At 71.1% G+C, this 10,726-nt stretch carries 10 protein-coding genes; 6 read left to right on the top strand and 4 right to left on the bottom strand.

Translation table 11 applies throughout. The features are described from left to right. The coding region (locus FH610_RS14635) for a ricin-type beta-trefoil lectin domain protein (RefSeq protein WP_205825763.1) at nucleotides 1-886 on the top strand (886 nt) is incomplete at its 5' end. Between the two features lie 127 nt (nucleotides 887-1,013). On the opposite strand, the gene FH610_RS14630 is transcribed toward FH610_RS14635, so the two are convergent. Beyond that, complete coding sequence (locus FH610_RS14630) at nucleotides 1,014-1,853, bottom strand: SAM-dependent methyltransferase (protein WP_139574934.1); 840 nt, start codon at nucleotides 1,851-1,853, stop codon at nucleotides 1,014-1,016. 451 nt (nucleotides 1,854-2,304) lie between these two features. Between FH610_RS14630 and FH610_RS14625 the strand changes: the two genes are divergently transcribed. From FH610_RS14625 to polX, 3 genes are read left to right on the top strand one after another with little or no spacing between them, the layout of a single operon-like run. Next, nucleotides 2,305-2,853 carry a GNAT family N-acetyltransferase gene (locus tag FH610_RS14625; RefSeq protein ID WP_139574933.1) on the top strand — a complete coding sequence of 183 codons (549 nt, stop codon included), beginning with the start codon at nucleotides 2,305-2,307 and terminating at the stop codon, nucleotides 2,851-2,853. A 22-nt stretch (nucleotides 2,854-2,875) separates the two neighbouring features. Continuing rightward, complete coding sequence (locus FH610_RS14620; RefSeq protein ID WP_139574932.1) at nucleotides 2,876-3,796, top strand: alpha/beta hydrolase; 921 nt, start codon at nucleotides 2,876-2,878, stop codon at nucleotides 3,794-3,796. 5 nt (nucleotides 3,797-3,801) lie between these two features. After that, complete coding sequence (gene polX, locus FH610_RS14615; RefSeq protein WP_139574931.1) at nucleotides 3,802-5,487, top strand: DNA polymerase/3'-5' exonuclease PolX; 1,686 nt, start codon at nucleotides 3,802-3,804, stop codon at nucleotides 5,485-5,487. Between the two features lie 10 nt (nucleotides 5,488-5,497). Here the strand turns inward: polX and FH610_RS14610 are convergent, their stop codons facing one another. Beyond that, nucleotides 5,498-6,403 carry a helix-turn-helix domain-containing protein gene (locus tag FH610_RS14610; protein WP_139574930.1) on the bottom strand — a complete coding sequence of 302 codons (906 nt, stop codon included), beginning with the start codon at nucleotides 6,401-6,403 and terminating at the stop codon, nucleotides 5,498-5,500. A gap of 233 nt (nucleotides 6,404-6,636) precedes the next feature. Between FH610_RS14610 and FH610_RS14605 the strand changes: the two genes are divergently transcribed. Next, nucleotides 6,637-7,464: an SAM-dependent methyltransferase gene (locus FH610_RS14605; RefSeq protein WP_139574929.1), complete on the top strand. Its 828-nt coding sequence runs from the start codon at nucleotides 6,637-6,639 to the stop codon at nucleotides 7,462-7,464. Between the two features lie 195 nt (nucleotides 7,465-7,659). Here FH610_RS14605 and FH610_RS14600 read toward each other — a convergent pair whose 3' ends face one another. Beyond that, nucleotides 7,660-8,079 carry a hypothetical protein gene (locus FH610_RS14600; protein WP_139574928.1) on the bottom strand — a complete coding sequence of 140 codons (420 nt, stop codon included), beginning with the start codon at nucleotides 8,077-8,079 and terminating at the stop codon, nucleotides 7,660-7,662. A 247-nt stretch (nucleotides 8,080-8,326) separates the two neighbouring features. Between FH610_RS14600 and FH610_RS14595 the strand changes: the two genes are divergently transcribed. After that, the gene (locus FH610_RS14595; protein WP_338104545.1) at nucleotides 8,327-10,036 is read left to right on the top strand and encodes a wax ester/triacylglycerol synthase family O-acyltransferase; all 1,710 of its coding nucleotides are present in this window, start codon (nucleotides 8,327-8,329) and stop codon (nucleotides 10,034-10,036) included. On the opposite strand, the gene FH610_RS14590 is transcribed toward FH610_RS14595, so the two are convergent. Then, a complete protein-coding gene (locus tag FH610_RS14590) occupies nucleotides 9,985-10,584 on the bottom strand; it encodes a TetR/AcrR family transcriptional regulator (protein WP_240808971.1) in 600 nt (199 codons plus the stop codon). The genes FH610_RS14595 and FH610_RS14590 overlap by 52 nt on opposite strands. Nucleotides 10,585-10,726: the final 142 nt, after the last annotated feature.

The following is a 10,726-nucleotide window of genomic DNA, read 5'->3' as shown; positions in this document are numbered from 1 at the left end:
GTGCTACAACGACTACAACACCGACAACTGGACCTGGGCCAAGACGCAGGGCGTCTACAACATGGTCAAGGACTTCAAGTCCCGCGGCGTGCCGATCGACTGCGTCGGCTTCCAGTCCCACTTCAACGGCCAGAGCCCCTACCCCGGCAACTACCGCCAGACCCTGCAGAACTTCGCCGCCCTCGGCGTGGACGTGGCCATCACCGAGCTGGACATCCAGGGCGGCTCGGCCTCGACCTACGCCAGCGTGACCAACGACTGCCTGGCCGTGCCGCGCTGCGTCGGCATCACCGTGTGGGGCGTGCGCGACAGCGACTCCTGGCTCGGCGCGAACACCAGCCCGCTGCTGTTCGACAGCAACGGCAACAAGAAGGCCGCCTACACCTCGGTCCTGAACGCCCTCAACGCCGCCACGCCGAGCACCTCCCCCAGCCCCGGCACCTCCCCCAGCCCCGGCACCTCGCCCAGCCCTGGCACCTCGCCCAGCCCCGGTGGCGGGAACGGTAGCGGGCCGATCAGGAGTGTCGGCTCCGGCCGCTGCCTCGACGTGCCCAACGCCAGCACCAACGACGGCACCCAGCTGCAGATCTGGGACTGCAACGGCCAGACCAACCAGACCTGGACCTCCACCTCCGCCGGTGAGCTCCGGGTGTACGGCAACAAGTGCCTGGACGCCGCCGGCACCGGCAACGGCGCCAAGGTGCAGATCTACTCCTGCTGGGGCGGCGACAACCAGAAGTGGCGCCTCAACTCCGACGGCTCCATCGTCGGTGTTCAGTCCGGGCTGTGCCTGGACGCCGTCGGACAGGGCACCGGCAACGGCACCCAGATCCAGCTGTACTCCTGCTGGGGCGGAAACAACCAGAAGTGGACCTTCGCGCAGTGAGCCCGGCGGGGCCGCTGACCCAGTCCGGCTCCTGACCCTTTCCCTCTAGCCGCAAGCGATGGCCTCCGGTGCGCACGCCGCGCCGGAGGCCATTCGTGGGACCGTACGTCTGCTTCTCGGCCCTCCATCAGGGCTTCGCCGCGAGGGCGCCGTAGGCCCAGGCGTGACCTCCGGGAATTCGCTCCCGGTCTCTGTACTCGTCAGGCCGCCAGCGCACCACCTCGACCACGCCCGGGTCGATCACCTGCCAGCCCTCGAAGAACCGCAGCACCTGGTCGTGGGTGCGGGGCACCATGGGCGCGGTGCTGTTGTCGTAGGGCTTGGTGAAGTCCTCCTGGCTCACCTGGGGGGCGAAGTCGAGCGTGATGTGCGACAGCAGCAGGTGGCTGCCCGAGGGCACGGCGGCCTTGAAGGTCTCGACCAGGCCGTACGGGTCCTCCTCGTCGGTGACGAAGTGCAGGACGCCCGCCATGATGACGGCCACCGGACGGTCGAAGTCGATCACGGCCCGGACCTCCGGGTGGGACAGGATCGCCTCCGGCTTCCGCAGGTCGGCCTCGATCACCGAGGTCATCCCCGCGGCGCTGCCCGTCAGCAGGGCACGGCCGTGCACCAGGACGATGGGGTCGTTGTCCACGTACGCCACCCGGGCCTCGGGGTTGGCCTGCTGAGCGATCTCGTGGGTGTTGCCCTGGGTGGGAATGCCCGTGCCGATGTCGAGGAACTGCGTCATTCCCGCCTCGGTGGCGAGATGCCGCACCGCCCGGCGGAGAAAGGCGCGGTGGGCGCGGACGCCCTCGCGGGTCCCGGGCGAAATCCTGAGGAGGTGTTCGGCCGCCTCCCGGTCGGCCGCGAAGTTGTCCTTGCCGCCCAGCAGGTAGTCGTATATCCGGGCAGGGTGCGGAACCGTGGTGTTGATTCGCGGGACGGGCCTGGCGACCGGCTCGGGGTCCGTCAGCTCCGGCATCAGTGCTCCTTACTGTTGTCTCTCGATCGTTGTCTCTCGATCGACAGGGGGACACAACGGCACCCGATCGCCGCGTCTGACCGCCACAGAAACTTTCGCGGCATTTTAGGTAATTTTCGGGAGACGCTATTCGCCCCACCGGGATCCGGTCAAGTCATGCGGCCAATCACCGGCCGGCTGCGGCCCGACTTGCGGCAGGTCAAGCCCGGCGGACTCGAATTTCGCACCAATTCCCCCATAAAGCCTCAAATTCGGTCTCGAGAGCAGTGATATTGGTACTGATGACCAGGTTTGCTGCCGAATCAACCACGTCGCGCGACAAAGCCCCCGCGTCTCACCGGCGTTGCCGCCGGGGCGCATGACCGCTCCGCGCGTTCGGATCCGCCTTCCGCGGTCGGCTCGGCCCGTTGATCCCTTGCCGGGTCGCGAGGGCGGGCGGGAGGCTGGGCGGATGCTGATCCGACGGGAGAACCCCGGCGACGTCGAGGCCGTCCGCGCGGTCGTCGCCGCCGCCTTCGCCCCCTACGAAGCGGCCCGCAACCCCGACCGGCCGGACGGGCTGCCGGTCGAGGTGACGTTGCTCGACGAGTTGCGCACCGACCCCGGCTGGCTGCCGGAGCTGTCACTCGTCGCACCGGCGCCGGGCGGCGGGATCGCGGGTCACGTCGTCTGCACGAGGGCCCACGTAGGGTCCGTGCCCGTGCTGGGGCTCGGCCCGCTGGCCGTGCACCCCGCTCACCACCGTCAAGGCGTCGGCTCGGCGCTCGTGCACGCCGTGCTCGGGGCCGCCGAGGCGCTCGGCGAGCCGCTGGTCGCGCTGCTCGGCGATCCCGCGTACTACTCCCGCTTCGGCTTCGAGCACTCGGAGACGTACGGCGTGACGGCCCCCGAGCCGAAGTGGGGGACGTATTTCCAGGTCCGGGTGTTCGAGCGACCGGTCCCGCCGCCGCGCGGGCCTTTCGTCTACGCGGAGCCCTTCTCCACGGTTGACGGCGGCTGATCGATATGACATCCAGCCCCTCGTGAAGAAGATTGTGACGTGGCTCGCCCTCGTCGTCATGGCGACCGGCTGCCAGAGCACCGCCGAGTCCGCGGCGCCGCCGCCCGTCCGTCCCCCGGCTTCGGCCGTGGTCGTCTCGCACGAGGCCGTGGACGGGCGGACGGACAAACTCGTGATCGACTCCCCCGCCACGGGCGGGAGGCGATCGGTGTGGGTGGTGAAGCCCGCGGCCTGGAAGCCGGGTTCCACCGGCTGGCGCGCGCTGTACCTGCTGCACGGCTGCTGCGCCGGCGGCGGCTGGGACTGGCTCAGGACGGGCGAGGTGGCTCGGCTGACCGCCCGCCTCGACGCCGTCGTCATCGTCCCCGAGGGCGGTTCGATGGGCTGGTACGCCGACTGGCGTGACGGCCCGGCCTGGGAGACGTTCCACCTGACCGAGGTGCCGCGCCTGGTCGAGCCGCGGTACGGCGTCGGCACGCGCCGCGCGATCGCCGGTTTCTCCATGGGCGGCCACGGCGCGTTCGTCTACGCGGCCCGGCATCCGGGTGTGTTCGAGGCCGCGGCGTCGTTCTCCGGGGTGCTCGACACCCGCGACGACGTCCCGGGATATCGGGCGTTCATGGCGGACAACGGCGTGGACACCGAGGACCTGTGGGGCGACCCGAGCGCCTGGCCGGAGCACAACCCCGCCGACCTGGCCGGGCGACTCAAGGGCGTGCGCCTCTACGCGTCCGCGGGCGACGGCGAGCCCGGCCCGCTGGACCACGGGGACGGACCGGCCGATCGCACCGAGGCCGCGATCATGCGGCAGAACCTGAACTTCGCCAGGGCCGCGGAGAAGGCCGGGGTGAAGGTAACGACGGATTTCTACGGAAACGGCACCCACACCTGGCCATACTGGATCCGTTCGTTCGAACGCGCGCTGCCGCTTCTCCTACCCTGAGACGCATGGGACGGGCCAATGACGAGGCAGCCGCGGCGCTGCAGGAGTACGCCGAGCTTTTCGCGCTGAACGGCGGGGACGCCTTCCGGGTGCGCAGCTACCAGAAGGCGGCCAAATCGATCGCGGGATTCCCCGGGGACCTCGGGGAGACCGATGTGCGGTCGATCCCGGGCGTGGGCGAGGCGATCGCCAAGAAGGTCGAGGAGTTCCTCGAGCGCGGCAGCTTCCGCCAGCTCGACGACCTGCGGGGCAAGGTGCCCGAGGGGGTGCGCAGACTGACCCGGATCCCCTCGCTCGGCCCGAAGAAGGCGCTGTTCCTGTTCCAGGAGCTCGGCATCGACTCCCCCGCCGCGCTGGCCGACGCGATCCGGGACGGTCGTCTGAAGGGCCTGCGCGGCTTCGGCGCCAAGACCGAGGAGAACCTGCTCAAGGGCATCGAGCACATGGAGCGGTCGGGCGACCGGGTCCACCTCGGCATCGCGACGGATCTCGCCGAGCGGGTCATCGCGTCGCTGCCCGCCGACCGGATCGCCTTGGCCGGATCGCTGCGCCGGATGAGCGAGACGATCGGCGACATCGACATCCTCGCCGTCGGCGACCCCGGCCTGATGGAGCTGTTCGCGCGGCAGCCGTACGTCACCGAGATCATCGCGAAGGGCGAGCGGAAGACCTCGGTCAGGACCGACCGCGGCCTGCAGGTCGACCTGCGGCTCATTCCCGCCGAGTCGTGGGGCGCGGCCATGGTCTACTTCACCGGCAGCAAGGAGCACAACGTCCACATCCGGGAGATGGCGGTCAAGAAGGGCTGGAAGCTGTCGGAGTACGGACTGTTCGACGGCGACCGCCTCATCGCGTCGGAGACCGAGGAGGAGATCTACCAGGCGCTCGGCATGGCCTGGGTGCACCCGGCACTACGCGAGGACGGCGGCGAGGTGGAGGCCGCGCTGCGGGGCGAGCTGCCACGCCTGGTCGAGCTGCACGACCTGCGGGGCGACCTGCACACCCACACCGACCTCACCGACGGCATCGCCTCACTGGAGGACATGGTGGCCGCCGCCGCGATGCGCGGCTACTCCTACTACGCGGTGACCGACCACGCGCCCGACCTGGTCATGCAGCGGATGACCCTCGACAAGGCCCTCGCCCAGCGCGCCCGCATCGCCGAGCTGCAGGCGAAATATCCGGACATGCGGCTGCTGCACGGCAGCGAGCTGAACATCGCCCCGGACGGGTCGGTGGACTGGCCCGCCGAGGTGCTGGCCGGGTTCGACGTCTGCGTCGCGTCGGTTCACTCGCACTTCACCCAGTCACGGGAGGAGATGACCCGCCGTTTCATCGCCGCATGCGAGAACCCCCATGTCCACGTCATCGGCCACCCCACGACGCGGAAGATCGGCAAGCGGCCGCCGGTGGACGCGGACTGGGACGCGGTGTTCCGCGCCGCCGCCAGGACCGGCACGATCATGGAGATCGACTCCTACCCCGATCGGGCCGACCTGCCCTCCGACCTCGTACGGCTCGCGCGCCACCACGGCGTCACGTTCTCGATCGACAGCGACTCCCATGCCGTCCCGCATCTGGCCCACCAGAGGTTCGGCGTGGGCATCGCGCAGCGGGCCTGGCTCACCCCGGACGACGTGGTGAACACCTGGCCCCTCGACCGCCTGCTGGCCCACCTGGGCAGGGGCTGACCTCCCCGTCTCACAGATCCCGGAGAATCGCGCGCAGCATGGTCACGGTGTCGCGGGCCGACTCGGCCTGCACGCTGAGGTCGTTCATCACGGCGGTGTAGTCGTCCACGTCCTCCTGCTTGTCGAGGTACAACGCGCTGCTGAGCTGTTCGAGATAGACGACGTCGGGCAGGTCGGGCTCGGCGAACCGCAGGATGGTGAAGGGGCCGCCCACCGCGGGGTGACCCCCGGCCCGGAAGGGCAGGACCTGCAGGGTGACGTTCGGGCGCGCGGCGGCCTCGATCAGGTGCTCGATCTGGCGGCGCTGCACGGCCCGGCCGCCCAGGGGGCGGCGCAGCGCCGACTCGTCCACCACCGACCACAGCCGGGGCCCGTCGGCCTGGTCCAGGAGCCGCTGACGCCGCATGCGCAGGCCGACGCGCCGGTCGACGTCGGACCCCGGCGCCCCGCGATGCCGCAGCCGGATCGCCGCGCGTGCGTAGTCCTCGGCCTGCAACAGGCTGTGCACGAACTGGACCTCGTAGGTGCGGATGGTGGCCGCCGCCTCCTCCAGCCCGACGTAGACCTCGAACCAGCCGGGCAGCAGGTCGTTGTACTGGTGCCACCAGCCGGGGGTGCCGGCCTGCTCGGCGAGCGCCAGCATCGTCTCCCGTTCCCCGCTGTCGACGACGCCGTACAGCGTGAGCAGGTCGGCCACGTCGCGCCGTTTGAAGGGGGTGCGGCCCAGCTCCAGCCGGCAGATCTTCGACATGGAGGCGCGGATGGCGTGCCCGGCCTGCTCACGGCTGATGTTCCTGGCCTCGCGGAGCCGGCGCAGCTGGGCGCCGAGCATCATGCGCACCACCGTCGGCCCGCCCCGCGGCTGAACCGGCCGTCCGTCCGGGGAAGTCGCAGCCTCCGGTCGAGCCGAGATCATCCCTGTCCTCCCCGATATGGGTCTCACCGGTACCGGCCGTACGCCGACGCCTCCGGTGACGGGATGGTATCGGGGCGAACGCGGCCGTAATCGCACTTTTCAGCCCGACCCATGTGGTTGCGTGCCGGAGCTTGATCGGAAAGGATGGGCCCGACGCGCGATCCGCCAGCAACGAGCGGAGATCACTGACACGGGTGCGGTCGTCTCTCCGTTCCGACCACTCCGAGGCCCCCATGAGCGACACTCCTCGCGACACTCCTCCCGCCGAGGACCTTGGCGTCCGCAGGATCGACAGCAGCGTGCCGCACTCGGCTCGCGTCTGGAACTACTTCCTGGGGGGCAAGGACCACTACCCGGTCGACAGAGAGGCGGGGGAACGGATCCGCGCCGTCTTCCCCGGGATGGTGGACATCGCCCGCCAGTCCCGGCAGATGCTCGTGCGCACCGTCGGATACCTCGCCCGCGAGGCGGGAATCCGCCAGTTCCTCGACATCGGCACGGGCCTGCCCACCGTCGGCAACACCCATGAGGTCGCCCAGCGGCTGGCCCCGGCGTCCCGGATCGTCTACGTCGACAACGACCCCCTGGTGCTGGTGCACGCCCAGGCGCTGCTGACCAGCACCCCCGAGGGGGCCACCGACTACATCGAGGCCGACGTACGCGACCCCGGCCGCATCCTGCGGGAGGCGGCCGGAACGCTGGACTTCGCGCGACCGACCGCGCTCATGCTGATGGGCATCCTCGGCCTGGTGGCGGACTACGACGAGGCGCGGGAGATCGTGCGCCGGTTGCTGGCGGCCCTGCCCTCCGGCAGCTATCTCGCGCTCTACGACGGCTCCGACACCGATCCGGCGTACGTCAAGGCGCTGGGCGGCTACAACGCGGGCAGCGGCGCCACGCCCTATACGCCGCGGAGCCCCGAGCAGATCGAGGGCTACTTCACCGGCCTCGAGTTGCTCGACCCCGGCATCGTCTCGGTGTCGCGGTGGCGGCCGGAGGAAAACCCGTGGGGCGAGCCCCGCGAGGTGGCCTGCTTCGGCGGCCTCGCGCGCAAGCCCTGACCCGGATTCACGCGTCCCATCTCGCCGGCCACTCCGCACCGCCTTCATCGCGGCGCCCCGGACGAACGCGTCGGTGAACGCTACGAGCGCATGTGTGGCCGGTCGAGCTCGGCCGCGAAGAAAGCCAGGTGCATAAGCCAGGCAATCAGGGAATCCCGATTCTGAGCGCGACCGTGAAGAGGCACCCGAAAGGCATCAGCTGCCGGCAATTCGGCGCCACAGTGCCACATAGCCGCGCAGCATCCACGGGATGAGCAGCCAGAGAGCGATGCCGCCGAGCGCGTGCACGGACCAGGCTCCGGCGAGTGTCGGACCACCCCACGAAGCGCGGTACTCGCCGCTCAGACCGAACAGCGGCCGTGCCGGGTACGCCACATTGAGTATCACGCCGAGCCAGCAGTACCCGACCACCACCAGCGACACCCCGTCCAGCGGCACCGCGGTGAGCCCGCGTATGCGCGAGAACGCGGGTGTGTGCGAGAGCAGGAGGGTCGCCGACCTGCGCTGCAGGGTGCCGTGGTCGAACAGCGACCAGACCGCGAGCGGGAGAGACAGCAGCAGAAAGAGCGTCTGACGGTACGGCGCACCTGAAAGCGGGAGCTTCCACCATCGCATGCACCACAGCATACGATCATCGGCAATCGACCGGGCTTTCGCGGCGAATTCGAGCGAGCTTGATCGCCTACAGGAGAAAAGCGCCTTTCAGCTGGAAGAAACGAGAAAACTAAGATCTTTCTCGCGCTTGTTCTGGCGACTTCGCGCTCTCCGGCTCGGGCCGTCGACCGTCTCGGGACAGTCACGGGCACGCCTGAACATCCCCCGGCGGCACGTGGGAGAAATGCGGCGGTAACGCGGCGCGGCGATGATGGTCACGGTGCGCAGGCGGGCGATTATCCTGCGCCAGGGCATCGCCGCGGGCGGGTGCCCCCCGGCGTACGGCGCCCGGCGCCGGGGCCGGCCGCGGACCGCGGGCATGACCGGGCGGCGTGAGCGGGAGGATGACGAGATGCGCCAGTTGACGGCACTCGACGCGCAGTTCCTGAGCGTGGAGTCGGCGACGACCGCGGCCCATGTGGCGGGCGTCGCCATACTCGACCCCTCGACCTCGCCCTCCGGCGCCCTGACCAGGGAGGCGCTGCTCGCCCTGCTGCGCGAGCGGCTGCACCTCGCCCCGCCGCTGCGGATGCGGCTGGCCGACGTGCCCTTCGGGCTCGACCGGCCGTACTGGCTGGACGACCCGGACGTGGACCTCGACGCGCACGTGCACGAGACCACTCTCCCGGCGCCCGGCGGGGAGCGGGAACTGGCGGCGTACGTCGCGGGCGCCCACGCGCGGCGGCTCGACCGCGGGCGGCCGCTGTGGGAGGCGCACCTCATCCACGGCCTGGAGGGCGGCCGCTGCGCCCTCTACATGAAGGTGCACCACTGTGCCATCGACGGCGTGTCGGGCTCGGAGGTCCTGACCGCGTTGCTCGACCCGTCGCCACAGCCGCGCCGGGTGGAGGCGCCCCCGGCCCCGGCGTCGCCGCAGCCGCCCGGGCTGCTCGCGATGCTCGCCGGGGCGATCACCCGGTCGATCGTCCAGCCGGTGGAGACGCTGTGCTCGCTCGCCCGCGCCGCCGCCGACCTGGACGCGATCCCGGTGTTGGCGGCGCTGCCCGACGCCCGGCTCGTGGCCCAGGCCGCCCGCGCGCTCGCGGGAGACGCGCGCCCCCTGCCCGAGACGCCGCCGCTGGTCGCGCCGCGCACACCGTTCAACGGCCCGATCTCCGGGGAGCGGGAGATCGCCCTCGGCTCCGTGCCGCTGACGGAGGTCAGGAGGGTGGCCAGGGCCTTCGGCATGGGCCCGAACGACGTGGTGATGACGCTGTGCGCCTCGGCGCTGCGGCGCTGGCTGCTCGCCCACGACGCGCTGCCCGACCGGCCCCTGCTGGCGGCCGTGCCGGTGGCGTTGCGCCCTCAGCGGTCGCCGGGCACGGGCGGGTCGTCCCGAAACGCCGCGGACGGGCGGGTCGGCAACCGGATCTCAGCCATGATCACGCCACTGGCCACGGACGTCGCCTCCCCCGGGGAGCGCCTGGCCGCCGTCCGCTCGGCGCTGGCCGCCGCCAAGCGGCGCTTCGCCGTCTCCCACCGCACCTGGCTGGACGACGTGTGCGCGATGGTGCCGAACGCCTTCGCGGCGCTGGCCACGCCGGTGGTGTTCCGCCTCGCGGGGGTCGCCGGGGCGGGCGTCAACCTCATCGTGTCGAACGTGCCGGGCCCCCGCCTGCCGTTGTACCTGTGCGGCGCCCGGATGCTCGCCTACCACCCGCTGTCGGTGGTCACCGACGCGACCGGGGGGATCAGCATCACCTGCGCGTCGTACGACGGGCGGCTGGACTTCGGCGTCGTCGCCTGCCCGACCCGGTTGCCCGATGTCCGGAGCGTGATCGGCCACCTGCGCGAGTCGATGGACGAGCTCCTGGCCCTGCTCGACGACTCCCCGGACGACCCGGCTCCCCACGACCACGGCCCTCGTCAGTGCAGGGCGTTGGCGATCAGTTCCGCGACGGCGTCGGGGTCGATGTGATGGCCGGTGAGCAGGCAGATGCTCTCCTGGTACAGCAGGACCGCGGCGAAGGTCGCGGCGGCGGCCTCCAGCCGGGCGGCGTCGCCGCGCCCGCCCGGCAGGGCGAGCTCCAGGGCGAACCTGGCCCGGCGGATGATCTCGGCGTTGAGGCGGCTCAGGCGCTCCCGTACGGACAGGTGGGTGTCGGCCTCCCGGAACAGGATGCGCCGCATCGCGGGGGACGCGCGCAGCGGCAGCCTGCGGGCGAGCCGCGACAGCGCGCCGGCCGCGTCGCCGGGGTCCGCCTCGACCTCCTCCTCGACCACCACGGTGCGCTCGTCCACCAGCGAGATCAGTACGTCGATCTTGCGGGGGAAGTAGTGGAAGACCAGGCCCTTGGGCACGCCGGCGAGTTCGGCGATGCGCGCGGTCGGCGTGGCCTCGTAGCCGCCGCCGGCGAACAGTTCCTCGGCGGCGTCGAGGATGCGGGTGCGGGTGTCGCCGTCGGGCGGCTGCTTCCTTCTCCGCGAGCGTGACCACGCCTTGGCGGTCTGGAGAGGGCTGTCCACGGACCGAACCATAACCAGAGTGGGTGTCCCAACACCATGACGCGAGGGACAGGGCAGGCATACGCCCGCCCGCCGGCGGTGAGCCGGCGACCGGGCGTAAGGAGGCGCCGGCTTCCCGGCGGCGGTGGGAGGCACCGCCGGG

Source organism: Microbispora catharanthi, from assembly GCF_006334915.2.
GTDB classification, from domain to species: domain Bacteria; phylum Actinomycetota; class Actinomycetes; order Streptosporangiales; family Streptosporangiaceae; genus Microbispora; species Microbispora catharanthi.
Note: the sequence above shows the minus strand (reverse complement) of the source record. Positions and strands in the feature narration are given on the sequence as shown.

What these genes read in the sequence shown, in the direction of transcription:
- FH610_RS14630 (WP_139574934.1), bottom strand. Translation starts at nt 1,853, where the DNA reads ATGCCGGAGCTGACGGACCCCGAGCCGGTCGCCAGGCCCGTCCCGCGA.
- FH610_RS14610 (WP_139574930.1), bottom strand. Translation starts at nt 6,403, where the DNA reads ATGATCTCGGCTCGACCGGAGGCTGCGACTTCCCCGGACGGACGGCCG.
- FH610_RS14625 (WP_139574933.1), top strand. Translation starts at nt 2,305, where the DNA reads ATGCTGATCCGACGGGAGAACCCCGGCGACGTCGAGGCCGTCCGCGCG.
- FH610_RS14595 (WP_338104545.1), top strand. Translation starts at nt 8,327, where the DNA reads ATGATGGTCACGGTGCGCAGGCGGGCGATTATCCTGCGCCAGGGCATC.
- FH610_RS14605 (WP_139574929.1), top strand. Translation starts at nt 6,637, where the DNA reads ATGAGCGACACTCCTCGCGACACTCCTCCCGCCGAGGACCTTGGCGTC.
- polX (WP_139574931.1), top strand. Translation starts at nt 3,802, where the DNA reads ATGGGACGGGCCAATGACGAGGCAGCCGCGGCGCTGCAGGAGTACGCC.
- FH610_RS14600 (WP_139574928.1), bottom strand. Translation starts at nt 8,079, where the DNA reads ATGCGATGGTGGAAGCTCCCGCTTTCAGGTGCGCCGTACCGTCAGACG.